The sequence below is a fragment of the Telmatocola sphagniphila genome (assembly GCF_018398935.1).
Classification (GTDB): Bacteria; Planctomycetota; Planctomycetia; order Gemmatales; family Gemmataceae; genus Telmatocola; species Telmatocola sphagniphila.
This window is the reverse complement of record NZ_CP074694.1, coordinates 3,554,819-3,579,205: the sequence shown is the minus strand read 5'-3', so window position 1 is coordinate 3,579,205 and position 24,387 is coordinate 3,554,819. Positions and strand designations below refer to the sequence as shown.

18 protein-coding genes, 2 pseudogenes and 1 CRISPR repeat array (1 of these 21 running past the window's edge) are annotated in these 24,387 nt (G+C 50.7%); of the genes and pseudogenes, 6 read left to right on the top strand and 14 right to left on the bottom strand.

The window, feature by feature from the left end:
• A CRISPR array of direct repeats spans positions 1-2,282; the repeat unit is 36 nt; unit sequence GCTTCAATTCGGCCACGACAGATGAGTCGTGGAAAC (it extends 1,158 nt beyond the left edge of the window).
• A 256-nt stretch (positions 2,283-2,538) separates the two neighbouring features.
• From cas2 to KIH39_RS14110, 10 genes are all read right to left on the bottom strand, one after another.
• Positions 2,539-2,835: a CRISPR-associated endonuclease Cas2 gene (cas2, locus tag KIH39_RS14155; RefSeq protein ID WP_213493890.1), complete on the bottom strand. Its 297-nt coding sequence runs from the start codon at positions 2,833-2,835 to the stop codon at positions 2,539-2,541.
• Positions 2,836-2,959: 124 nt separating this feature from the next.
• Positions 2,960-4,741: a CRISPR-associated endonuclease Cas4g/Cas1g gene (cas4g/cas1g, locus tag KIH39_RS14150; RefSeq protein ID WP_213493889.1), complete on the bottom strand. Its 1,782-nt coding sequence runs from the start codon at positions 4,739-4,741 to the stop codon at positions 2,960-2,962.
• A gap of 122 nt (positions 4,742-4,863) precedes the next feature.
• Entirely contained in the window at positions 4,864-6,330 is a 1,467-nt protein-coding gene (gene csb2, locus KIH39_RS14145) for a type I-G CRISPR-associated protein Csb2 (protein ID WP_213493888.1), read from the bottom strand.
• Positions 6,331-6,347: 17 nt separating this feature from the next.
• Positions 6,348-7,610 carry a type I-G CRISPR-associated RAMP protein Csb1/Cas7g gene (gene cas7g / locus KIH39_RS14140; RefSeq protein ID WP_213493887.1) on the bottom strand — a complete coding sequence of 421 codons (1,263 nt, stop codon included), beginning with the start codon at positions 7,608-7,610 and terminating at the stop codon, positions 6,348-6,350.
• Between the two features lie 3 nt (positions 7,611-7,613).
• On the bottom strand, positions 7,614-8,426 hold the full coding sequence (locus KIH39_RS14135) for a hypothetical protein (RefSeq protein WP_213493886.1): 813 nt from the start codon (positions 8,424-8,426) through the stop codon (positions 7,614-7,616).
• On the bottom strand, positions 8,423-10,987 hold the full coding sequence (gene cas3g / locus KIH39_RS14130) for a type I-G CRISPR-associated helicase/endonuclease Cas3g (RefSeq protein WP_213493885.1): 2,565 nt from the start codon (positions 10,985-10,987) through the stop codon (positions 8,423-8,425). Before cas3g ends, KIH39_RS14135 begins: the two co-directional genes overlap by 4 nt.
• 971 nt (positions 10,988-11,958) lie before the next feature.
• Positions 11,959-12,789 (bottom strand): nitroreductase family protein, encoded by an 831-nt coding sequence (locus KIH39_RS14125; protein ID WP_213493884.1) that lies wholly within the window; start codon positions 12,787-12,789, stop codon positions 11,959-11,961.
• A 143-nt stretch (positions 12,790-12,932) separates the two neighbouring features.
• Complete coding sequence (locus KIH39_RS14120; protein ID WP_213493883.1) at positions 12,933-13,247, bottom strand: DUF2934 domain-containing protein; 315 nt, start codon at positions 13,245-13,247, stop codon at positions 12,933-12,935.
• Between the two features lie 76 nt (positions 13,248-13,323).
• The gene (locus KIH39_RS14115) at positions 13,324-13,725 is read right to left on the bottom strand and encodes an Hsp20/alpha crystallin family protein (RefSeq protein ID WP_213493882.1); all 402 of its coding nucleotides are present in this window, start codon (positions 13,723-13,725) and stop codon (positions 13,324-13,326) included.
• A 210-nt stretch (positions 13,726-13,935) separates the two neighbouring features.
• Positions 13,936-14,748, bottom strand: a complete 813-nt coding sequence (locus tag KIH39_RS14110; RefSeq protein ID WP_213493881.1) for a CAP domain-containing protein — start codon at positions 14,746-14,748, stop codon at positions 13,936-13,938.
• 706 nt (positions 14,749-15,454) lie between these two features.
• Between KIH39_RS14110 and KIH39_RS14105 the strand changes: the two genes are divergently transcribed.
• The 6 genes and pseudogenes from KIH39_RS14105 to KIH39_RS26840 all read left to right on the top strand — a co-directional run bounded on the left by KIH39_RS14105 (position 15,455) and on the right by KIH39_RS26840 (position 18,381).
• A complete protein-coding gene (locus KIH39_RS14105) occupies positions 15,455-15,622 on the top strand; it encodes a hypothetical protein (protein ID WP_213493880.1) in 168 nt (55 codons plus the stop codon).
• 54 nt (positions 15,623-15,676) lie between these two features.
• On the top strand, positions 15,677-15,844 hold the full coding sequence (locus KIH39_RS14100; RefSeq protein WP_213493879.1) for a hypothetical protein: 168 nt from the start codon (positions 15,677-15,679) through the stop codon (positions 15,842-15,844).
• A pseudogene (pgi, locus tag KIH39_RS27145) lies at positions 15,798-16,417 on the top strand (glucose-6-phosphate isomerase); the annotation flags it as partial. The gene KIH39_RS14100 and the pseudogene pgi, both read left to right, overlap by 47 nt.
• A gap of 11 nt (positions 16,418-16,428) precedes the next feature.
• Entirely contained in the window at positions 16,429-17,082 is a 654-nt protein-coding gene (locus KIH39_RS14090) for an HAD hydrolase-like protein (protein ID WP_213493878.1), read from the top strand.
• A pseudogene (locus KIH39_RS27140) lies at positions 17,051-17,841 on the top strand (hypothetical protein). Before KIH39_RS14090 ends, KIH39_RS27140 begins: the two are co-directional and overlap by 32 nt.
• A gap of 408 nt (positions 17,842-18,249) precedes the next feature.
• Positions 18,250-18,381 carry a hypothetical protein gene (locus tag KIH39_RS26840; protein ID WP_261352897.1) on the top strand — a complete coding sequence of 44 codons (132 nt, stop codon included), beginning with the start codon at positions 18,250-18,252 and terminating at the stop codon, positions 18,379-18,381.
• A 267-nt stretch (positions 18,382-18,648) separates the two neighbouring features.
• Here KIH39_RS26840 and glgX read toward each other — a convergent pair whose 3' ends face one another.
• The 4 genes from glgX to KIH39_RS14060 are packed head-to-tail and all read right to left on the bottom strand — an operon-like array spanning position 18,649 to position 24,328.
• Complete coding sequence (gene glgX / locus KIH39_RS14075; protein WP_213493875.1) at positions 18,649-20,793, bottom strand: glycogen debranching protein GlgX; 2,145 nt, start codon at positions 20,791-20,793, stop codon at positions 18,649-18,651.
• A gap of 8 nt (positions 20,794-20,801) precedes the next feature.
• Positions 20,802-23,345, bottom strand: coding sequence for an alpha-glucan family phosphorylase (gene glgP, locus KIH39_RS14070; protein WP_213493874.1), 2,544 nt, complete (start codon positions 23,343-23,345; stop codon positions 20,802-20,804).
• A 12-nt stretch (positions 23,346-23,357) separates the two neighbouring features.
• A complete protein-coding gene (locus KIH39_RS27135; RefSeq protein WP_213493873.1) occupies positions 23,358-23,558 on the bottom strand; it encodes an SEC-C metal-binding domain-containing protein in 201 nt (66 codons plus the stop codon).
• Entirely contained in the window at positions 23,516-24,328 is an 813-nt protein-coding gene (locus KIH39_RS14060) for a zinc-dependent peptidase (protein WP_261353364.1), read from the bottom strand. Before KIH39_RS14060 ends, KIH39_RS27135 begins: the two co-directional genes overlap by 43 nt.
• Positions 24,329-24,387 lie beyond the last annotated feature (59 nt).

The window sequence follows — 24,387 nt, the reverse complement described above, 5'->3', positions numbered from 1 at the left end:
CTCGCTTCAATTCGGCCACGACAGATGAGTCGTGGAAACCTTTTCGCGCCGCCAGAGGTCGATGGTAATATCCTGGCTTCAATTCGGCCACGACAGATGAGTCGTGGAAACGCATGGATACCCGGCCCCTTTCTCGCAACATCCCGTGGCTTCAATTCGGCCACGACAGATGAGTCGTGGAAACTCTGTACGACTACGAACGGCAGACCGAAGAGACTTGGCTTCAATTCGGCCACGACAGATGAGTCGTGGAAACACTTCTGCGAAGCGCGTAACGGGGGAAGTAAGCGTGGCTTCAATTCGGCCACGACAGATGAGTCGTGGAAACCGGGCGTCCGGTACGACATCCGGGTCGAGGAAGAAAAGCTTCAATTCGGCCACGACAGATGAGTCGTGGAAACCATGGGATGATCCTCTGTATTGCCCTCTCATTGGTCGCTTCAATTCGGCCACGACAGATGAGTCGTGGAAACGGCCCCTTGCGGTCGCCAGCGTTCACTGCATCGGCGCGCTTCAATTCGGCCACGACAGATGAGTCGTGGAAACTGTGGCTATGAACTACGAGCTAACGAGACGCCCGAGGCTTCAATTCGGCCACGACAGATGAGTCGTGGAAACTTGAACTCTCCAGGCACGGCGGCGGCCAGGATCGCTCCGCTTCAATTCGGCCACGACAGATGAGTCGTGGAAACGGCAAGCAGGAGAGTGCCGAGGGAGAAGCTCTCTGTGCTTCAATTCGGCCACGACAGATGAGTCGTGGAAACGCTCTTTGTGCGAATATCAAGGTTTGGCTCTCGGATGCTTCAATTCGGCCACGACAGATGAGTCGTGGAAACGGATTTCTCCGCAATCGGGAACATAGCCAAGCATTTTGCTTCAATTCGGCCACGACAGATGAGTCGTGGAAACGTCTTGAAAACCGGCGTCCTGGCAGGGATTTGCGGCGCTTCAATTCGGCCACGACAGATGAGTCGTGGAAACTCGCCTTAACCTGGTGGATCTTCCCCTGCTCATCTCGCTTCAATTCGGCCACGACAGATGAGTCGTGGAAACCGCCCACGGGATCAAGCGCTATGTGCTTGATAATCCGGCTTCAATTCGGCCACGACAGATGAGTCGTGGAAACGTCGATTGGGCTTCCGGGGTGGAAGCTCAAGGAATTGCTTCAATTCGGCCACGACAGATGAGTCGTGGAAACCTGGTGAAGGGCAAGATGGCGGAGTTGGCAGGCAAAGCTTCAATTCGGCCACGACAGATGAGTCGTGGAAACACGCCGACACCACGGCCGCACCGGCCTAAGGAAAGGGCTTCAATTCGGCCACGACAGATGAGTCGTGGAAACCCCGTGCCGTAGAATAGCTTCGTGTTACAGTCCCGGCTTCAATTCGGCCACGACAGATGAGTCGTGGAAACTCCCCCACCCACTCCTGATGAGTTCGACACTCGCCGCTTCAATTCGGCCACGACAGATGAGTCGTGGAAACATCGTGAACTAAGAAGACGCCCCGCGGATTGACGATGCTTCAATTCGGCCACGACAGATGAGTCGTGGAAACTCCGCAAGAGATTTCCAGCGGCGACGGCGGTATGGGAGCTTCAATTCGGCCACGACAGATGAGTCGTGGAAACGCCAGCACCGTTGATCCAGTACCGGCCGAGGAACCGGGCTTCAATTCGGCCACGACAGATGAGTCGTGGAAACGGGATTTTGAAAAAGGAAACGGTGTGCGGTTGGTTGAGCTTCAATTCGGCCACGACAGATGAGTCGTGGAAACGACGAAATTCATCGAGGAAGGTAAGCGAATGATGCCGCTTCAATTCGGCCACGACAGATGAGTCGTGGAAACCACGCAATATACCTCGGTTTTTATGCCGGTTACAAGCTTCAATTCGGCCACGACAGATGAGTCGTGGAAACAGGGAAACCGCTCGGTATGATCTGCACCTACGACTTGCTTCAATTCGGCCACGACAGATGAGTCGTGGAAACTTAGAATTACTTATAGATGGCCGAGGTGGCTATCAGGCTTCAATTCGGCCACGACAGATGAGTCGTGGAAACATGGAATCCGTTCCTGTGGATTACACTCAATCCCAGGCTTCAATTCGGCCACGACAGATGAGTCGTGGAAACGCGTTGCTGCTCAAGGTGTTTAAGAACGTCTATCCAAGCTTCAATTCGGCCACGACAGATGAGTCGTGGAAACGTGAAGGAGCCTCATAGCGAATTGATGGTAACAATTCTCGCTTCAATTCGGCCACGACAGATGAGTCGTGGAAACCGCCCGCTCCCTAAACGGCGTTTCACAAACACTTTGCGAACCGTTTTTCGAGCGGGTGGTGTAGAAGGCCATATTGTGAACTCCAAAAACAATATAGAAAACATAAGCTCATATGTCAAAGAACTTTACGATCGCGAGCGAGTCCCGGGACTTCATCGGCATCGGGTCGTTCGCAGTGCGAATTTTCAAGAAATATTAGCCATCTTTAAGATAATAGCACAACTGAATCCGCTTCGAAATCCCGGTTTTTTCCAAATTAAATAATCATCGGCGCGCCCGGCTCGACCGGATCCATCAAAGCCCGGCCCCAACTCTCCATGGCCAAACTTCCCCGACCTACTTGGGGACCTAAATCCACCAGCACCACACGATCCTCATGCAAATTCAAAATTTCCCAGAGGTCCGATTGCAGTACCACATACTCCGACCGGGACAATGCGCATTGGAATACCGAATACTGCAAAGCTTCGCCGCGGCCTTTCAAAATCTTATGCACTTTGGTTCTGCGTTTGTCGTCGACGATATCGTAAGCGATGATGTATATGTTGCGCATCTTTTCTCCGAATTTTTCAGCTTTCAGTTCGAACCAAAAGAGCAAACGAGTATTTCAAATCACTTGCAACCATTTCAAACTGCTGACCGCTGATAGCTGACTGCTATTAGCTGATATCCGATAACTATCTCGTTTTAAACGCCGGGTAAGCCGGAATCTCTCCTAGGAGAAATCGTCCCAGCAACCGGGCCTGCAAAGCGATGACTCGCCGGTAACTCAGAACATATCCGAAGACCGGATGGGTTATTTCACCGGACAGCCGTCGTTCCCAGGCCGTTAATAATGCTTTTCGGCCCGTGGGAATTAAGGAACATGCTCCGGCCCGCTGCACGAAATGCGTTTTCGATAATTCGCCGGTGTTTAATAACGACAGTGCGGTGGAATCGGCGATCAACGGCCGGAATTCTTCCGCCAGATCGAGTGCCAGAGAGGGTCTGCCATAGCGGGGTCTATGCAGAAATCCCAGCATCGGGTCGAATCCGGTTGCTTGCAAGGCCACATGGCATTCCTTGGCCAGCAGGGCATACAAAAAAGATAAAGTCGCATTTACAGGATCGGTCGGGGGCCTGCGATTCCGACCCTCAAAGTGAAGGCCGTTCTTCAATAATTTGGCGAATTCGCCGAAATACAATTTTGCGGCCATGCCTTCCGTTCCCATCAAAGATTCGAGCGATTCCGCGCGCAGAGCTTCCGAGGCATGGTGCTTCAAACGCTCGATCACTCCATCCGTTTCTCGCTGGGTCGTGGAGGGCGGCAGGGCTTCCCCTGTCGGATTTCCGAAGGGATCATCGAGAGATTGCTCTTCCTCCTTGCGGCGATTGCGACGGAGAATGGTTCGGCAGTTTCGAATTTTCCCCGCAATGAATGCCCGGGCAATGATCAGAGCTTGATGGGGATTGCCGGCAACGGCATATTGCCGAATGCGGAGTTCCACATTCCGGTGCGATAACCCATGAGTTATGCCGCGAAAGTACCCTCCCTGAGTGAAGTAGCAAATGGGAATATCCCGATCCACGAGTTCCGCGAGAGCCTGGGAGGTCATTTGAATATTGCCGTAGACGCAGACCTGAGAAATATCGATCAGTCGAAAACTTCCGAGCCGTTCGCCCTGGTACTCGATGGCCAGTCTTTCTCCGTCCTTGCAGAGTCGGGCTCCTTGCTCGGTCACATGTAACGGCAACTCATCGCTTCGGGGGATCAGTGCGGCCCGAGGCGGCCTGAAATTGGACGGCGAAACTTCTTTTTCGGGATCTTCGGAACTTAATGATTCTTCGGACAGATTCGCAAGTAACCGGGTTTCATCGGGTAAGCAAATACCGACTAGAGAACAGCGTGGACATTTGGGACTGTCCACTAAAGGAGGAGGAATCTGGCCGGTCTGGGCGACCCGACGAAATTCCGCAATGAGATCCCGGGTCCGCCGCACCAGCGGTTCATCGAACGGAATAGAAATCCGGCGTTTGCTGGCGGAGTAGTACAGAATTCCTTCCGAACAGTTGTAGCCGGCCGCGCGAAGCAGGAGTCCCTGTGCGCAGATTTGGACCCTTTCGGGTTCCCAGGAATGTTCCGCATTGTCCGGTACGCTGCCCCGTTTGTAGTCGACGGGTGTGGCGATACCGCCATCGAGTTCGAGAACGTCAACAAGGGCCACTAACCCTAATTCGGCGTTTTCGAGTCGAAGGGAGCGAGCGTGAAGCGAATCCTCCCCCAGTTCTTCGGCTTCCGGGATCGCTTTTTTATCCTCTCGGTCGACGTTTCGGTGGATGAATTCGCCGTGTAGGGTATCGTGAGAATCGGCCCATTCGCCTTGGACCCATTCGAGATAGCCCAGCCGGGGGCAATAGGTGAATTCGTTGAGCATTCGCAGAGGGACGGGCTGATCGTCGATGCGGGGCAGGGGCTGCATGGGGGGCTCCGAAATATTTTTCGCGGCACAATCTTCTATGATTGTTCCGGGGCAAGGGGGCTTGATATTAGCCCCATATGCGATGGCTTTGTCAGACTAGTTTTAAACTGATAAGACCACTCTTATACTTCCGCTTTAGCGAACAATCCGAAGCCGCGGTAGCGCCCTGCGCCAACAGCGAGTGGGCCTCGAACTGGATGAGCGAACTTCACGCGGACATGATACATTCGGCCATTCAGATTCTCGGGTCGACGGTAGTTCTGTGCCAAATCCAAACCCGCTCGGAATCCCACTGGCCTCCAGTCAAGTTCTTCAATCCCCGCCACAACTTCCGGGGCTAATCCAGCGTGAATGAAGGCATTGCGAAGAAGTTTCTCCGCTTTGCGGGCGTCATTATCGTCGTGCCCCGGCCACATCACGGGTGTTACTGTTGACCAGCAGCAAGACTCGGTTGTGTACTGCTCAAGAACCCAATTATTAGTGGGGAGAATGTTAAGAATCCCTTTCACTTCTCCTTCAAGATCAATTAAATCCTGTCCCGGAAGCCTTCTTCGAATCCAATCGATGCGATCTTGAAAGCCAGGCGGAGCTGTGATTAAAACGCGCCGAATGGCTTCAACCCGATTAAGCGCATGATTGATTGTAGGTAGTGGCAAGTAAGAAAATCGCTTATCCGCTTCTTCACCTTTTAACTGCCGGTTCGGACCCGCATGACCATGAACGAAACTTTCGGTTGAACCAAAAGGCCAACCGTCGCAGACCTGCCCCGTAACATGTCGAACCCAAGCGGCAACATCTCGACAACGTCGCGGTGTATCAAACGAAGCTATACGGTCGGCTTCTGGACGTAAAATCTGAAACGCAATCCAAGGCTTAGATGCAGAATCCGTTGCTCTGCGATATCGGACAACTTTAAAGGTGGACAGAGGAGGCACCGGTTTGAAGCCATCCTTTGAGAGTCGATTTAAGAATGCTTCGTGCTTGGAAATCAGCGCATCAAGTGTTCCTTGGATCGGTACTCGAAGAGGGGTACCCGATGAATCGGGTACTGGCCGCCAAACTTCGCCTTTTAAAGCGCTGACTTCTTTTTCGTCCATGATAGCTGCATTCCCTACGGCCATGTCTATACCCCAACCGAGATGGGTAATTGAGCGCGCGGCAGCAGTTAGAGTTTCAATATGCGGACATTCGCCATCGGTAAGCTCATAGATATAATGAACAGCTTCTCCATTCAGATGGACTGGTAGAATAATTTTTTCGGAACGATTGACACCTCTTTGCAAATCACCGCGAGTGAAAGCTGGAACTAGGAGATCGCCAGTATTGTCGGGCACATAGAACTGACACTTTACTTCAGAAATCTGTGCCGGTGCTGCGACGATAATAGGAAATGGCCTTCCTTCAAGCCACCGTAGTGCGGGTACTGCATAAGCCAAAACCATCCGCTCGTTCCACCTCGCGGCAGCTGCAGCCACAAGGGCTTGGAACAATCGTAAAGGCGTGGGAGGCCACTCCGGTTCGCCTCCAGCTCCTCGTCCATGGCTCAAAGGTTGCAAGTAACGTATGGTCACACAAAGTTGAGTCTTCATCGATTGCTCCTAAAAGCTCACTTTGAGGTTATTTTCACTGCGACACCATTCGCAACTTCGGCTTCGACGGATTTGCCTTTAACGACCACTAGTTCATAGTTGGATTCTGCATCACCAAGGAAATACTTGGTTTCGCTTCCGACGGTTACCGGCGTATCTTTTTTGCCTCTTTTAATGGTGATGCTCTCCGATTCTACTTTCGTGATTTTTCCATCAATCATCCCGTTTTCAGCAGCTACTCCGCTCACGTCACGTTTTGCTCGCTCTTTTTCAAACGGAACGGTCTGACTCGGCCCTACGCCAAAAGCTATCGCGGCTTCGGTTGCATACTTCTTGGCTTCATCGTGAGTTAAATTGCAAGGTTTACGCTCTCCTGAGGATTGAACTTCCACGAATTCGTTTTCATTGGCTTTGCTGGGGTTCAAGACGAGAAGGCACCCTTGTCGAAGATAGCCAGCAGGGGGATAAGTAATTGCAATGAGCGAGAGGCCGAGAATGTAACGTCGTAGGGCGAGCGTTCTGTCTTGATCGTTGCCTACGTGGAGAAGCCGCAGTGCGGCGAGACTCAATGTGGCATCTCGGCGAATTCCACCATCGGCGATCACACCGCCATGTGACCCGATTGCTGGCACATGTACAAAACCTCGTTTTGCCAAGGGATTCTTCGTGTCTCCTTCGGCCTTAGCCTTCTCTTCCTCGCTAAATACTTCGAGCGTGGAATAATCGATAGGCGGATTGTATTGAGCGGATCGGGTTAATCGCCGAACTTCGAATGCGCGGATGGTCGAAGCAAAAACTCGAGGTAATTTGACCTGTGTATCTCGCGAATCCCACACCCCGAAGACCAGGGAAGTGGGCGCAATTTTCGCGATCGGTTCGGCAGAACCAGAAAGCACTGCCTTGAAGGCATCTTGAAGCGTTGGAGCAAGTGATGAACAACGAACGATGGCATCACCCGCACGATGCCCAGCCTCCAAAATACTTATTTGTTTTACGCCAACTGTTACCGAAATTTGAGGAATGAGATGCTTGTAGTCTTCTTCCGCAAAGATTGGTTCGATTCGATTGGCTTGCGAGCCGATGCTGTCAATCAAGGCAACATTTGTCTTGTTTTCAAATGAGTCGATGTTGTATCCGCCAGGGAAGTTCCCCCCAGCGGCATAAGTTGCTGGGAAAACAACGCCATCTTGCCCTTCGACAGGCATTAAATGTTGGCGAAGCACGAGGGCCACCGGGCCATCTTGCTTCAGGAATTCATCAAATCTTTTCAAATTACTCATCGGTCACCTTTCTAAAGAATGAGGAACAGAGGGAAGAAAAGCCTTGTGCTTTCTCTGACTTGTGCGATACCAGTTTTCAAAGCGATAGCCCATCTGACCACTCAACTCAAGATTTCCCGTCGCTGCGGGAAGTAGCAGATTCGCTGTTATCGCAATTGGCCACGTGAAGTAATCGAAGATTCGGGGCTGATCAGTCGGTCTTGCTCGGGTTCTCTGGAGACCGATCAGACAAAGAAACTCGACAAACGGAAATGCAGTTGTCGTCAATCCGAGATCGTTCGGAGAGAATCCTAAATCTCGTGAATGGGCATTTGGTCCTCGACGAGAATCAAAGTAATACGGTTCGACTTTCTTCTTGAGATCGTCAGGATCCCGCGCGATCAGCCCAGCATTGAACAACTCTGAAGTGTGTAAGGTGTTATCGGACATTGCAAGTTGCATCGCTTTGGCAATTCGGACGCTTTCCATGGTTCCCGCCCAAACTTTTAGCTCTTTACCATTAAGTTTGTTTCGTGAGCCAAACAGTTCATCATGCCACCAATCCAGGACTAAAGGACGGAATGGCGCTCCTAACTCTATTGCTGAACCCGTATCGTCGCTTGTATCTAGCTGTGTCAATTCCGCGTTGCAGATTTCCTGTAACAGAATTTCAAGTTTCCCTTTTGCACAATCCATGCGGAACTCAGCTTCCTCAAACCACCCCTCGGCCCCCGGCCATAACCGATCTGCTAGTTCCAGTAAGCCACAGCATGCGAAAAATTGACCGGGGTTTGTCGGATCAACTTTTACACGAATACTCGCTTCGGGATTTGTCATTTGTCATTCCCTTCCGCTTTCTTTGAAGCTTGGATATCAGCTGCGCGTACAAGCGATTCCAGAAAAGCCAAACCCCAGCGACCGTACTTGCGTTGAAGTCGAGCGAATCGCCTTGGAACTTCTTTAATAACTACCTCCACGTTTCTTCCCTTCGGTTCTGGATCAAAAGCCTCATCGACCGGGAAGTGCGGACGGGCGCGACCGTGGTGGGCTGCAATGAGGTGAAAAACAAGTTCCTTGATGGCTTCATCAAGTTTTTGGAACTCAAAGTGGGATGTTACGTCGAGAACGGAGCCAAATTCGTGACGGTAACGATTTAATTCGAGGGCAGCCATTTTCCTACCCGATTTGGCCCACTCGAATTTCGGGTAACCGATATTGCCGAGACTGTTCTGCCAGACTTTCCTTCGTTTGCCTATGTCGTGAAATTGCGCTGCAACTACAACTGCAGTTCGCAATGGTTCGGGCATTTTAAGGTTATCTACAAATTGCTCAGCAGCTTGTTTCGCATCATCCAAATGCGGTTGAAGGAAATACTCTTTCGTTGCCCTGGCATTTGGAGAATCCGTAGATTGTGGTCGGACATACCAGTACCAGATTTTTATTGGTTCTCCATCTTTGTCTTCGCCCTCTCTGAAAACGATTTCGCGTTCCAGCTTCATTTCCTCCGGCGCTTCCTTCTCATTGAAAATTCGTTTTCGAATTTGCAGGTTTTTCACGTCGTAGCACTCGTCTGCAACATCGTTAGCAGTTGTGGATTCGCTGGCCAGCATTCCGCTTGCGAATCCCCCCGCCGAAGGTGGAAGTAAAATTGTCTTGTAATTTAAATATTCCTTGTCACCTTTTATCAAATCGCCGAGAGTTAGCGGTTTAACAGAATCATCTTCAGAGAGAATCCAAACAGGTGTAGTGGCATCAACTTTAAGTCTCTTCAACCGCTCAAAAATGCGGCTAGCGTTATCTTTGAGCAATTCGTGAGGCTTTAGTGGATAATCTTCTAGCAGGTCAGCCGGTGCATATTCCTCGAGCATTTTCCCAGTGATCTCCCCAACCTCTATTCTCCAAGCAACATGAGCCTCAGGAGGTTGCCATTCCGTAGGTAATCCATGAAGATACGGTTCAACTGGTGGACGGCCTGGCATCTTTTCTTTGATGGTCGTTAGCGACCAGGCATCGAATAATATGTCGGTAACCGGGAGAATCGTAGGCTCTGGTGTGAAAGCGGCCTTACGTTCTTCTTTAGTCAAATTGAGAACGCGCAATTCAATAGGTGCCGCTTCGCGCCTATCGGCACTCCAATCGCAAACCGGTAATCTTTCTAAAATCGCTTTGGTTTTCCAGCGCGCACGCTCGAATGCATCGTCCTCTTTCTTCGGATCGGGTTCGGCTTCATAAAAAATGTCGATGTTTGCTTCACCCAAGCCCCGACGATTTACGCGGCCAAATCGCTGCATCATGCTATCGAGAGGAGTTAAATCCGAAATCAGGTGATCGGCAGAAAGATCGACGCCAACTTCACCGGCCGAGGTGCAGATGAAATAGACAGTCCCGACTTGTGGCGTAACCTTCGGCTTGGCCAAAAAACGGGCGAAAATCGCATCATTTTCCGCTAGACGATCACGTTCCAACCCACGCAGTGTCCCTGTAAGAACTTGAACAGGTTTATGTTCGACTTTTTTGTTTCGCTCTGAAAGCAATTTTTCGATTTTTTCAACGTCCGCGACTGCACGAACAAAAATCAGAATCGCCTTGCCCGAATCCTTCCATTGGGTTTCAATCAACTCGTCAATTTTCCTGGCAAGCTGATCCTTTGCGAACGGATGGAATTTGATGCCTTTTTTCGCTTTCATGCGACGGTGAACGACTTGCAACGGGGTTTCTTGCTCAGGTTCTATCGGCGCTTTAGGAATGGACTTGGGCACATTGAGTTCTTCTTTCGTCAATCCAAACACCTCGCCGCCGGCACGTGAGGTTGCAGACAGTTCCACGACATGGAACTTCTGAAACTCATTGCACCGCCTCTGTTCTTTTTCAATCGCAATCAGCAACTCCTGAAACGCCGGCTCCAGGTGGGCTTCGTCGTGGACCAGTAGGACATCCTGGCCGAGAAAACCCGCATGTAGTGGTTTCGCTTTAAACCCAATGCCATAGCCACTGAAGAGCAGTCGGCTACCGATCATATCTACTGTCCCGCATATGATCGCGGGCCGGGAGGGGTCTGCGCTCCACTCGCGATTATCGGCAAACTGGCCTCGCAGGGTGCTAATAGCCAGTTCGGTTATGCCGACCTTCGAACAGTTTTCTTTTAACTTCTCCGCTTCATTTGTGGTCTGATCTACGACCGTTCGACGGTTGACGACATAAACCAATCGGCGAGGAACATGAGTGGGGTTCTCTTTAAATGCCAGCAACCAGATTGCCAAGACAGATGTCTTGCCCAACCCCGTCGGCAGATTGCATGAAGCGGGAAATGCGCCCTCTTTGAACTTATCAAACAGGGCCACCTGCCAGGGAAACGGCGCGTTCCCGGTCAAGGCATGAAATGACTCTTCAAATTTCACAGGCGGTCCTCCTTTCGAGGACGGGGCATAAGGCAAATTAAATACAGATGAGGTTCGCGATATCTTAATTCACATCGCAAGAAGTCCAATGTCGGTTGTCGATATTTCGTTTTTACCCAAGAATCTGGGATTCTATTCGACTACAATCCACTCCTAGCTATTAAATCACGAGAGCGTGGCAGCTTAGATTTTCTTCTTAAGTTCGTGAGTGTGTGTAGGAGCTCTCGCTCAGGGAGGTGTTCACCAAGCAATGTCCTAGCTGATTGAAGGAACTCGCTACGGAAATCTGGGTTTTCCAGAATCTGGTCCACGCTGCAACCATGAGCTTTGGCCATTTGTACATACGTTTGCGTAATAACTGAGTTCATAGGTTTTCTCCTTAACTACTTTCCGTTCTCAGAACATTACTCTGATCCGGTTAGTTAATAGGATACTCTGACGGTCATAATATTCCAGTGGTAGTTGCATTAATTGTTGAAATTTTTCAGCAATTGGATTGCTATAACGCATTGGCTAAATTGAAGTTGAGAGCGGAATGTAGTGCAGAATTATAACTGCATTTTTTCCACGACTCCTCAGTCGTGGCCGAATTGAATTGCGGTATTCTCCTGCGAATTTTTGGGGCCAACCGAATTTGGGAAGAGCTTTGGGGAGGGCGGTGACATTCCTTCCGCCACTATTTTTGTTCGCGATGGGTATGCAGACGCGTCGATTGAATCGAGACGCATGAGCTTCTTGTTGGCGAAAACCTGGATGCCCAGGCTGGACAGTTCGCCTCAGTAGCCGGAGTTCTTGATGCCGCCTAACGGCAGGTCAGTCGTCGTCCCGGAAGGGTGATTGCCAAACTTGTGAATAGACCGTACTTCTGAAGCTTATTTTTTGTTTTTGGCGAATAGGTTAGTTAGTACCAGCTGCAAGCAACACCAAGTTTTTTTTCGATCGTTGATCCCGGTCAGTGTTCTCAGCTTAACTCATTTCCAGCACAAAATCTCAGCATTTTTTTTGCACACCGAAGTGACCGCTTTACTGGGATAGCCAACGACGATCGGCAAAACCGAAACATAATCCGATGGAATTTGTAGCTCCTGACGAACGTTTGTTTCATTCATCAAAGGCCATGCGAAGCCGATGGGGCATGTGGCTAGGTCCATAGCATGAGCCATGAGCATCAGATTCTGCGCTGCGAAGCAGCAATCCCAATCGGGATGCAGTCCAATCGGTTTGGCACAGACTACAATCAGCGTCCCTGCATTATGGAAAATATCGAACGACGGATCGGAAATCATCTTCTTCGCGGCATCCGGTAGTGAATCGAGCTTCACGTCCCTTGAGTAGAGTTGCTTGGCCTTATCAGAATAAGATTTCAATAGCGACCTGTTCTGGATCACCACGAACGTCCACGGCTGCTGATTCACGGCACTCGGAGCCTGAGTTGCAGCTTGTAGTAAAACCATTACGGTCTGTTTGCTCACTTCCTTGTCTGCATAGTCACGCACTGAACGACGTGTGTAGATAGCGTCCTTTACTTTCATGTCACCCGCTACATCGACAGGTGGAGTGATTTCGGATTGGCCGCTTTCCTCGTAGCCGGAGTGTCCTTCGGTAAAAAAAGGATCGATATACACGTTTCCAGGAATACTCCCTGAGAAATCGATACGGCCTTGACCGCCGCCCGGATTGCCGCTGTCGGTGTGTAATACATCCGAGAGCATCGCCATCGGAGAAGCCTTGGGGCTCTTATTCTCTCGCGAAGCTCCCTTATTTTCAGGATGATTCGTCTGATCCATTTGTTTTGCCTTCATAGTTTTCTTCCTTTAAAGATCAGAGACATACTGGTACTCCAGCACCTCCTTCTCCTTTTTCAGAACATTCTCGTTACATTTTTTGTGCGAACAATAAATGAGAGGCAGGGCCAAATCCTGCCCCCCCCACTTCTTCGAGGAGATTACTCTCGTTTGGAACCGTGTCGATGGCCTCGATTACCGTGGCTTTGGAACATCCGGTTGTTGTCTCTATACTGGCTATCCACGCTCGCATTATGCGCCTTGAAATTCTCCTCGGCCTCTCGGCTTTCAAGCGCTCGGTCCCCTTCCCAACCGTCCCCTTGAACGAGTTTCTCTTTTTCAAGTTTCTCCTGTTCTTGCTCCGCTTCTAGCCAGAACGAAACTCCATCTCCAGTTGGCTTACCGGCGGCCTCCCATTTGTGATAAGCACAAAGCCTAATGTCCTCGCACCAAGCTAGCTTTCCACGATGGCTCATTATTTAGCTCCTATGTACGTGACCGAGTGACCGATCAAAAAACCAATCGAAGTTGGGTAACTACAGCGAGGGTACGTTAGACCGCTTTGCCAGCCACTGCTTTATCATTGCTTCGTTCAACCGCAGGTGGAGCTACTCCAGTAGTGCTTATTTTAGGCTTGGTTTCCACGGCCCCGGTCTTAACGACGACCTTCACAGCATCCTCCATCGGATCTTTGAAGGGCACCTCGATTCGGAGAAGGCCGTGTTCGTAGGTCGCTTCCCCCTTGTCAGGTTTAACAGGCCAGGTTAGAGCCAGTACTGCAACATATTCGATGTTCTTAGCGGGAGCTTTCAGGTGAATGCTGTCTCCCAGGATCTTTACATCAATAGTTTCCGTTGGCGCTCCGGGAATTGCAAATTCCACTATAAGCTTGTGAGTTTTCCCGTCAGCATATGCAACTGTATCTGGAGCGACTTTGAATAGATTTTTCGCCATCTGGCACCTTCTTCTTGGGTACAAACGAAATAAAACCAACATGGAAGAACACTTTTATAGGTTCGACCAATTTCTTCATACGAGGACTCTCGCATTGCTGTACGAAACAGCGGTTCTCCCTATCCGCCCTACTTTTTCTTCCCTCCGTCAGCGTCAAATCGAATAATACCTGCACTGTCTCGAAATTAGTCCGACCGTTTCAGCACGCCACTATTGGCCGTCTACCGTGACGGTTTTCTCTTCAGTCGTTCGAACGGTATAGCTAGCACCATTAGCGGGTCGAAATAGCCTCCTGGCAGCTTGTGTGACGTTCGCCTTCTCTCCCCATACAAACCGCAGTTCTGGAGGACGACTTCGCTCGTATGTGATTGTGTAGTTGGGACCGGCCGTGCAAGTCTGATCATCGATGGTATAAGTCAGCATTGCATCGGTGCGATTGAACACCTTAAAGGTAATCATGGCAGACTTGGGACGACCGAAATCTTGAACGGCGTAGTATCGCCCCGTGTTCGAACTGCGGGCCAGTCCAACGCCGATCTCCAGTACATCGGGGTCGAGCATGTTTTTGCGATGTCCCGGGGAGTTCTCCCAGCCGCGCACTAAATCGTTGGCCAACGCTTGGACAGTGAAGCCAGCAGAATTGTATTCGTACGCGATGTTTTCCAGGATAATGCAGTGTTGATAACCGGCTTTGGTGGTTCTGTCCCAAGGCTCCTTGCCATCGGCGGTGTGGCAGAATTTATCTGTCTTGGCCAGGTAATCTGCAAAGGCTTGGGCAGACTCGGTCAACTGATAATTAGACTTCAGAGGCGTGCGTTTCTCCTGGTCTCTAAACTGATTCGTCCTGGCGAAAATCAGTTGCCCGACACGGACCAAGTCCAGAGCAGGTTTCGGCTCCACAATGGGGCCGTTACCGAAATAGGCACTCTCACTCTGTAGCTCTTGAATTTTTTGGCCATAGACCGGGGACTCGCCAACGACTAAGACCGTCAATATTAGGCAGCCCCATAAAAGATATAACACAACGGACCTATCTTTCTCTGTTCCGATCAATTTTTTGCATTCAGTCGAAAGACTCTCCAGATGACCCAAGCCTCGGTTCAAGCCCCGAGCTGCAACGAAACCGCCAGCGGCTTACTCGTTCGAGAATTTCAAGCCGTTGAGGTTTTCGAGGTTGCCAGAGTGTTAAGTATGTGGAATTGACTTGGGTGAGTTAGAGAGAAAATGTGGCGGAATCGATTAGATAAATGAGAGTTTGCGCGACGGGGAAAACCTGTCTGCATAGGCTGTTGTAACCGTAATACTGGGCGCCGTCGAATATGTATGGCAAATAACCGGGAAGGAAACTATTGAAATAATTGTCGCTCTAGGGATTGCGATAGCCTCCCCCGTACCCATAACCGTACCATCGATACCCACCATATCCTCCATACCCTCTGTATCCTTTCGACCCACCATTGCCACCCCATGCAAAGCCTCTTTGCTTAAGACCTCCTCTAGCATAGGCACCACCCGCGATGCTCCACCTCATCGGGGAAGCCCCGACAGAGATTGGGACCTTTTCTGACATTTCCCGTGCTGTTGGTCGCCTAACATACGATCCGATAGTTGCGATTGCAAGGACTACAATAATCCCTCAGCCCAAAGTCGCTGAAGGGAAATAAAGAACAGGGTGCTCCTTGTTTTGGCATCCCCGTCATCGTTCTCGATTGGCAACTGGAGGAACAGGATGATTTCCTTTAAGAACTCCGTGGTCGCGGTCTTTGCAATAAACGATCAGGCTAAAAAGTCGACTCGGGAACTTCAGAAGTACGGCTTCGATATGAAGAAGATGGCAATTGTTGGCAAACACTATCAAACCGAAGAACACTCTAAAAAGGCGATTAAGGCCTCATAATCAAGGGTTTTCGTCTCTTTTTAAGCGTTTTGGGATAGTTTCTTAGGTAATACCATGAAAACTGCGAGTCGAGCGACAGAAAAACTACATGAATTGGGTCAGAGCCTCTGGCTCGACAACATCACCTGTTGTCTCTTGACCAGTGGCACACTTCGCCGATACATCCAGGAACTCGCGGTCACGGGCCTACCTCCAACAATTGACAATGGAGAGCAACGGTAAGCATGTCACGCTCGATGGGGCGGAAGTGTCGTACCAGATTGGATCGATTTACTGGGGAGAACCGGGCACCAATGGCCAGCATTCCTTCTATCAACTGATTCATCAAGGAGCGAAACTGATACCCTGTGCCTTTTTGCGTTTGCACAGCCCCTTCACCCGCTCGGTCATAACCAAGACATTCTCCTGGCCAACGTTCTTGCGCAGGCAGAAGCACTGGCTTTTGGCAAAAGCTTTACTGAGGTTGAAGCCGATGGCACGCCGTCCTGAATGGCAACACACCGAACATTCGAAGGCAACCGTCCGTCGAACACGATCCTTCTTGAGCGACTCACCCCGGCGGCGTTGGGAAAACTCGTCGCGCTTTACGAACACAGCGTGTTCACCCAGGGCACCATCTGGCAGATTGATTCGTTCGACCAATGGGGAGTCGAGCAATAGGGAGTCGAGTTGGGAAAAGTATTCGCCCAACGCATCATCCCCGAACTCGAATGCCAGACAGATTCTCAGCTCAAGCACGACAGTTCAACTAACACACTGATTCAGCGCTACCGCAAACTGAAGCTGCAGGAGTAAGCGGAGGTAAAATGAAAAGAACGATACCAATCACGACTTTGTTTGTGGATATCGGCGGTGTACTGCTAACCAACGGGTGGGATCGTCATGCTCGCAGACGTGCGGCGACACACTTCAAACTGGAACTGGACTACGACGAGATCGAGGATCTACATCATTTGATGTTTGAGTCTTACGAAGCCGACAAATTCACACTTGAGGAATACTTGAGCCGCACTGTATTTCACAAGGAGCGACCGTTCACTCGGGAGCAGTTCCGTGAATTCATGTTCGCGCAGTCGCAACCGTATCCCGAGATGCTCGATTTGGTCGCTCGCCTCAAAACCCATTGCGGGCTGAAGATCGCTGTGGTCAGCAACGAGGCACGCGAACTGAATGCGCATAGGATTAGCGCGTTCAAGCTCAACGGGTTTATCGATTTTTTCATTTCCTCCTGCTTTGTCCGCCTTCGAAAACCCGACGCGAACATCTTTCGATTGGCTCTTGACATTGCCCAGACGCCCATCGAACAGGTGGTCTATCTCGAAAACACACCGATGTTCGTAGAGATCGCGGAAGGTTTGGGAATTCAAAGCATCCTGCACACGGACTTCCAATCGACACGTGCGAAACTTGCATCGTTCGGATTGCAGAATGTCGAAAGTGTTGTCCATGAAATCGGCTAACCCACGCATCCTGACGATTAATGGCGGCTCGTCGAGCATCAAGTTCGCGCTATTCGAGTCCAGAGAATCTCCGCATCGGATTGTGGGCGGCAGCATCGAACGGATTGGCCTGTCGGAGTCCACATTGCAGGTGAAAGGCTCGAACGAGGCTGACATTTTTTCTCGACCAGTTAAAGCACCCAACCATAGGGTGGCGGTTGACGTTCTCATGGATTGGATCGACAAACGCATCGGGAGAGAAGGCTTCACCGCAGTGGGCCATCGCATCGTGCAAGGGGGCCAAAGTATTACAAGCCGCAGCAAATCACTCTGGAAATGCTGCAAGAGCTGCACCGGCTCAGCCCATTTGAGACCAAGCATCTGCCGGAGGAGATCCTGTTGACAGAGGCATTTCGGCAACGCTTTCCCGACCTGCCACAGATGGCGTGTTTCGACACGGCTTTTCAGCACGATATGCCGCGCATCGCCCAGATCGTGCCGATCCCGCCGATCCCGCGTTGCTACGAAACGAAGGGGGTGCGACGCTATGGCTTCCACGGCCTGTCGTATGCGTATCTGATGGAGGAAGTAGCTCGTGTTACCGGTGCCGAGGAGTCCCTCGGGCGCATAATTCTGGCCCACCTCGGTTCCGGTGCGAGTATCGCGGCGGTTCGGTATGGGAATTCCATCGACACAACTTTGGGGTTCAAGCCGGACTCCGGGTTAGTCAAGGGAATGCGGACGGGCGACCTCGATCCGGGTCACCGCCAGTTTGAATGAAGTCGATCCCGATCGGCCTCAGAACGAAGACCGCAAATAGATCACTGACTAAGAACCAATGCAGGATCTTCATAACTCTACGACCTTGGAGAAACAATTTTGACAGGTACTATTTTGATTCGTTGTCCGGCCATGGCGGTGCAGGCGACGTGGAAGTGCTGGATCAGGGAATGCCAAGAGCTCGCTTGCCGAGACAACGAGATCGTTCTGGACGACGGCACAAAAATACCGTTCACGATAACAATCCCCAAAGTCTTGGTCCCTTGGAAATCCTGAGGCAAATGCCTCGTCGACGAAGTGACCGCAAAAGGCGTGACTCGGGACGGCGGACGAATCTGTTTAACACTGGAAAAGGAAAGGATCACGAGAACCACCTGGCTAACAATGAATGCCGAGCCTTGCAACGCAATGGGCACTGTCGAAATGGCCGGTAAGGTCTGGAAAATAGGCCCTCGGGTCTCCCAGGCGGTAGTTAAGGCGTTCTTCCCAAAATGCCGTGTGGCGGCGATCGGGCTGGGGATCTTCGAATACATCGCCTAACCGGTTATGGCTGAAGGTGTTCTGAGGTTAGATTGAATCGACCAGTGATAGATTCCAATAATCCGCCACGTGAGGAGCATTATGACGCGACTTTTTTAGGTACCTCCGTTCTTGCATAGATTGTCGTCGCACTCCTTATTTATTAGTGTTGGCTTCGAACAGCTCATAATGAATAATGTACCAAAACGTTCTCACGGATGCTCTTCAACTCCACTCGCTTTTTGCAGTATCTCCCATTTGAACGATCGAGCGCGAACGTAATTTCGATCAACGCATTTGCAGTATTACACCGGATCGTGATGTCAGCGGATAAGTATGGCAGTCATCCAAAACCGGCTCCTCACCTGCCGAGAACAAATCGCGAGGTGATTCTCCAGCAGTGTCAACAGCGACATACCAATGTCTCGCCATTGCTAATAAAGGGAGAACAAAATGAACTGCCTCGGTTCCAGCGTTAAACATCAGATACAGAGAGCTATCTTTGTTTTCGTGGATAAGACACCCAAGCTGTTTTTCTTCCGGATCGGCCCAGACGGGCGAACCTCCCCCTGAGCCAAACCATTGAATCTCTGCTTCCGTGTAGAACTTCTCGATTGAGAGAATCGGATGAGCTTGACGAAAGGCTATCAGGCCGCGTGTGAAGCGGAAGATTTCGTTCTGATCTGTTAGACGATCCCAATCGTGCCAACTTGTTTCGTTATCTTGGCAATAGGCATTATTGTTGCCGCTTTGTGTCCGACGGAATTCATCCCCGCCTAGTATCATCGGCACTCCTCGGGAAATGAACAAAGTCAGTAGAAAGTTCTTGATTTGAACGTTCCTGCACCGCTCGATCTTAGCATCCGTCTTTGTTTCTCCTTCGATACCATAGTTCTCGCTGAAATTCGCATTAGTACCGTCTTGATTGTCTTCTCCATTTGCCTCATTGTGCTTGTAGCGATAGCTCACCAAATCGTTCAAAGTGAAGCCATCGTGGCAGGTGACGAAGTTGATGCTGCCCTCCGGGCCTTTGCCAGAATTTGTATAGATGTCCGCACTACCGCAGATTCGGCTTGCAAAAAGGCCTAGCAATCCATTGTCGCCTCGCCAGAAACGCCGGACATCATCCCGGTAATGGCCATTCCACTCGGCCCACCTCCGTTCGGAAAAGCTACCAACTTCGTAAGCACCAGCTGCATCCCACGCTTCGGCGATTAGTTTCACGTGTCTCAAGATCGGTTCTTCGGCAATGCGTTCCAGAAGCGGCGCATCGGCTAGTAATTTGCCATTTTCGTCTCGACCTAGAATAGAAGCGAGATCGAATCGAAATCCGTCCACGTGCATATCGACAACCCAATAACGCAAGGCAGCCAAGATGTAGTCTCGAACCACGGGATGGTTGGCGTTAACAGTGTTACCTGTACCTGCATAATTAGCATAGTAGCGTTTGTCGGGTTCCAACATGTAGAAAATAGAGTTGTCGATCCCTCGGAAACAAAAAGTAGGCCCCAGTTCGTTTCCTTCGGCTGTGTGGTTGAACACAACATCGAGGATGACTTCGATCCCGGCACTATGGAGTGCCCGCACCATTTCTTTGAATTCCAACTTCTCTTGGCCGAGCGTCCCTGCACTACAATAGGAGGCTTTCGTGACAAAGAAAGACACTGGATCGTAACCCCAGTAATTTCTGAGAATCTTACCCGGTTTCAGATTTGTATCTTGCGTTCGGTGTTCGTTGAACTCTTGGACGGGCATTAATTCCACGGCCGTTACGCCCAACTCTTTTAAATAGGGTATCTTCTCGATCACGCCGCGATAGCTCCCGGGATGCTTGACATCCGAATTTGGATGAATGGTAAAGCCGCGAACGTGCATTTCATAAATGATTGTTTTTGACCAAGGATGATCGGGCGGTCGATCATCTTTCCAATCTAAATCTTCATTCATGAATATGCATTTCGGCATAGTTCCCGCATCATCGACATGTGAGAGAATCAAATCTTTAGTGGTTGCCGAGGAGTCGTACCCCCGAGCGTTTCCAAAATCCCAGTCGGACAGAACTGCGAGAGCTGTTGCATGCGGGTCCAGGAGCAATTTGCAGAAGTTGAAACGATGGCCTTGCCAGGGCTCGTACGGGCCATCGACCCGATAGGCATAGAGCTGACCGGAACGAATTCCTTCAATCCAAATGTGCCACACGTCGCCCGTGCGATTAAGCAAGGGGTCGAGATCGAATGCCCTCGAAGGTTTCGAATCCTGGGGTTCGCGAAATAGTTCGAGGCGAACACGAGTCGCGTTTCGGCTGAATAAAGCAAAATTAACTCCACCCTCCGTTTCCTGCGATCCCATCGGCAATGGAATCCCTCGACGCACTTCGCCACGTCTGGTCTCTTTGACATCGAGATCGGGCTGCGAGGTTCTGGAAATTGCCATAATTACACTCAATGTTGCCAGAGTATATGTGTAGCTTCGAGTGGAACGGCCACGCCATCATAGTGCGGGATAATTCGCACCGAATAATCCGTTGTGTGGCGAGAAGCGGGAATGGAAATGCGATAAATATAGCCTTGCGTTTCCACCGGCTGCTGTAAACACTTCATCTCCTGTCTCATAGGATCGCCGCCCATGACACCGTCGGCATAAAGTTCTACTCGAACCGATTTGGCGTCCAGATCGTTAAAACAGACTCGAATTTCAAATAGATATTGCCCGTCTCGCGTTTGAACATTCAAGTTGCCAAAGCGAACCTTACTCAATTTCGTTTCTAGAGCGAATCGCCAATCGACAATCTTCTTGCCAATTGAACCGTTATCGGCAGCCCGCGTTCGATATGCAATTGCGGCAGGTAGATAATGTTGCTCGGTATATTCGCGGATAGTGCGGTCAGCGGAAAATCGTGGCGTCAACTGTGCCATACTTTCCCGCATCCTCTTGACCCAAGCAGTCGGAATACCGTGTTCGTCTCGATTATAAAACTCTGGAATCACTTCCCGTTCGAGCAATTCGTAGAGTCTTTCGGCTTCGACAGCATCCAAACTAGGATCGTCACCATGCTCTAGCCCGTCTCCCACCGCCCAACCAACTTCGGGAGAATAAGCTTCGGCCCACCAGCCATCCAACTCGGAAAGATTAATGCCTCCGTTGACGAGCACCTTCATTCCGCTGGTGCCGCAGGCTTCCCAAGGTCGTCGAGGAGTGTTGATCCAGACATCGACGCCCTGTACCAAGCGTTCGGTCAACTGCATGTCGTAGTCTCTGAGGAAGATGATATTGAGGCGGTTATCCGCTTCTCTTATGAAGTTAATCCATTCATGGATCAAGTCTTGGCCAGCTCTATCCGCCGGATGGGCCTTACCGGCCATGATGAGTTGCACGGGACGATCGGGATTTTTCAAAAGGCGAAGCAAGCGCTCCCGGTTATGGAGTAGCAAATTCGGTCTTTTATAAGTTGCAAATCGGCGGGCAAAGCCTAGCGTTAGAGCATTGGGGTCGAAAAGATGTTTCGCACGTTCTATTGATTCACTCGGAGCCCCAGTATATGCGAGCTGTCGGGAAATACGTTCGCGTGTGAATTCGATCAAAGCTTTACTGGCTTTGGTGCGAAATTGCCAAAGTTTGCTATCGGTAACGCAACGAATGTCTCGTTCGAGAGTTTTCGTACGTCCTAACCAGCGGTTCTTCCCGCAAGCCTCCGTCCAAAGCTCGTCCGACGGAGCTGAGTCCCAGGTTGGCATATGGACCCCGTTTGTCACATAGCCGACAGGGACTTCATTTTCCGGCCAGCGCGGAAATAGCGTCCGAAAAATGTGTCGGCTGACCTGGCCATGCAATCTGCTTACGCCATTGACGGCTCCACTCCCGCGAATGGCCATATAGGCCATGTTGAAGCTCTCGGACGAATCGTTTGCATTTTCGCGGCCCAGGGCGAGCAATTCGCGAACCGAAATGCCGAGTTTTTCTTGCGCGTATCGACCCAAGTAGTGCTCGATCAGGTAAGGTGCGAAACGGTCGAAACCGGCTGGGACGGCCGTGTGAGTCGTGAAGAGATTTCCTGCGCGTGTTACGGCCAGTGCGACTTCGAAAGGTTGTCCCGAAGCTTTCATAAATGTTCGAGCGCGTTCCAAAATTGCAAACGCAGCGTGACCTTCGTTCAAGTGGCAAACTTCCGGCTGAATGCCGAGGGCTTGCAGCAACCTCCAACCCCCGATTCCCAGAACGAGTTCCTGCTGTAACCGCAACTCCGGGCCGCCTCCATAAAGCTCGCTGGTGATGCCCCTGACTGTCGGGAAGTTTGCCAGATCATTGCTATCCAAAAGATAAAGCTTGACCCTGCCTACCAGGACTTGCCAGACGCGCAACCAGACAGGGTAACCGGGCAGTTCGATCTCCAATCGAAGCCACTCGCCGTTGGGTTGCCGCAATGGAGTAATCGGCAATTGGCCGGGATCGTTGTAGGGGTAAAGTGCTTGTTGCTCTCCGTTTTTGTCGATCACCTGGCGAAAATAGCCTTGCTGGTAAAGAAGTCCCACTCCAACGACGGGCACGCCCAAGTCGCTATTGGCTTTGAGTTGATCGCCGGCGACGTTGCCTAGACCTCCTGAGTAGATAGGCAACGCCTCGCTTAACATGAACTCCATGCTGAAATAGGCGACGCAGGTCAGCGAATTCTGCAAATGTTCTTTTTGAAACCACGCAGGAGCCTCCAATGCGTGCTTCCTGCTTTCTACCAGGACATCTATTTGTTTTCGAAAAACGGGATCGGCTAACATGTTTCGGATTTTGTCCCTAGAAACGGTCTGGAGAACGACCCAGGGGTTGTGGGTGATCTCCCATAATTCCGGATCGAGTTCGCTCCAGACAGCGTCGGTGGCATGATTCCAGGACCATCTCATATTGAGTGCAAGCTCAGCAAGCAGATCGAAGCCCTCGATATCCGTGGGCAACTGGCCCGAACTCAAGTGACCTTCTGTTATTCGGCTGCTCATAATTTTTCTTTCCTATGCGCCGGGAAGCGAAGTTTCCCGGGAAGGCTCAGATAAGCTTACATTTTTCGAATCCACAACCTTCGATAAGCAACGTTGCTTATACTTTTTCCCACTACCGCAAGGGCAGGGAGAATTCCGAGCATATTTCTGTCGGCGCAGGTTTGGGAGCTTCAGCGTTGTGCGGGTATCCTGATGGAATATTTCCCGAAGCATGCCGTACAATTCTGGATCTTTTTTCTGCAAATCTCGGGCGATTTGAAGAAATATTCGGCTAAGACCGCCAGATACTCCCGTTCGTTCGTATAGGCGTAATCGTTGATGTAAGGATGATTTTTGGCTGGATGGGAAAGTGCTTCTGCCACGTATTGCGCCCAACGCTTAATGGACTGCCAAGGAACCTCCAGCGGAAGGCCATGTTCGACTTCTTCATGCGATATCAAGCGAGCGAACTCAGGAACGCCCAAATTGTTTGAGCTGATTGCATTATCGAAGCCTGCGAGAGGAGACAGCTTAGACAGAATCATCACTCCGCTCAGGTGTTTCAAGCCGACCATGCCAAGAATGTTCTCGTAGGCATTTCCCGTCGTTTGATATTTCTCGCTCAACGACTCCGGATAAATAAGGACTTCACCCAGTCGATGGTATTCCCAATCATGCAAGCCGAAGATGGGGATAATGGCACTGGCCGCTACCAATAGCCGAACGGTGTCGTCGACTTCGGTGCGGATGCCTATAATCCGGATTTCATTGAGGAAAATTTTCCAGAGTTGTCGGAAGCGCGCTTTTTCGGGATCTGAGAGAGATCGAAAATAGGCAACGTGACGCTCCAAGATTTTTTCTCCCTCTGTAGGAAATGCCCGTTGCATAATCGACAGTCGGCGGAGGCATCGACGCCGGAGCAACCAGTAGATCAGGGGGCATAGAATGAGAGCGCATAAGACAGGAGGTAAAAACCAGCCAACCACGACGGATAGTAATGCCATCATACCAACAAGTACAAGGGCACGTTTATGGTTTAGACGGTCATACTCAGGGGACTCCA

Bases quoted from the DNA above. Each gene is read 5' to 3' on its own strand.
- cas4g/cas1g (WP_213493889.1), bottom strand. From the start codon at position 4,741: ATGCAGCCCCTGCCCCGCATCGACGATCAGCCCGTCCCTCTGCGAATG.
- KIH39_RS14120 (WP_213493883.1), bottom strand. From the start codon at position 13,247: ATGAGCCATCGTGGAAAGCTAGCTTGGTGCGAGGACATTAGGCTTTGT.
- csb2 (WP_213493888.1), bottom strand. From the start codon at position 6,330: ATGAAGACTCAACTTTGTGTGACCATACGTTACTTGCAACCTTTGAGC.
- glgX (WP_213493875.1), bottom strand. From the start codon at position 20,793: ATGGCAATTTCCAGAACCTCGCAGCCCGATCTCGATGTCAAAGAGACC.
- KIH39_RS14105 (WP_213493880.1), top strand. From the start codon at position 15,455: ATGATTTCCTTTAAGAACTCCGTGGTCGCGGTCTTTGCAATAAACGAT.
- KIH39_RS14135 (WP_213493886.1), bottom strand. From the start codon at position 8,426: ATGACAAATCCCGAAGCGAGTATTCGTGTAAAAGTTGATCCGACAAAC.
- KIH39_RS14090 (WP_213493878.1), top strand. From the start codon at position 16,429: ATGAAAAGAACGATACCAATCACGACTTTGTTTGTGGATATCGGCGGT.
- KIH39_RS14100 (WP_213493879.1), top strand. From the start codon at position 15,677: ATGAAAACTGCGAGTCGAGCGACAGAAAAACTACATGAATTGGGTCAG.
- cas2 (WP_213493890.1), bottom strand. From the start codon at position 2,835: ATGCGCAACATATACATCATCGCTTACGATATCGTCGACGACAAACGC.
- KIH39_RS14125 (WP_213493884.1), bottom strand. From the start codon at position 12,789: ATGAAGGCAAAACAAATGGATCAGACGAATCATCCTGAAAATAAGGGA.
- glgP (WP_213493874.1), bottom strand. From the start codon at position 23,345: ATGAGCAGCCGAATAACAGAAGGTCACTTGAGTTCGGGCCAGTTGCCC.
- KIH39_RS14115 (WP_213493882.1), bottom strand. From the start codon at position 13,725: ATGGCGAAAAATCTATTCAAAGTCGCTCCAGATACAGTTGCATATGCT.
- KIH39_RS27135 (WP_213493873.1), bottom strand. From the start codon at position 23,558: ATGCTTCGGGAAATATTCCATCAGGATACCCGCACAACGCTGAAGCTC.
- KIH39_RS26840 (WP_261352897.1), top strand. From the start codon at position 18,250: ATGGGCACTGTCGAAATGGCCGGTAAGGTCTGGAAAATAGGCCCTCGG.
- cas7g (WP_213493887.1), bottom strand. From the start codon at position 7,610: ATGAGTAATTTGAAAAGATTTGATGAATTCCTGAAGCAAGATGGCCCG.
- KIH39_RS14060 (WP_261353364.1), bottom strand. From the start codon at position 24,328: ATGGCATTACTATCCGTCGTGGTTGGCTGGTTTTTACCTCCTGTCTTA.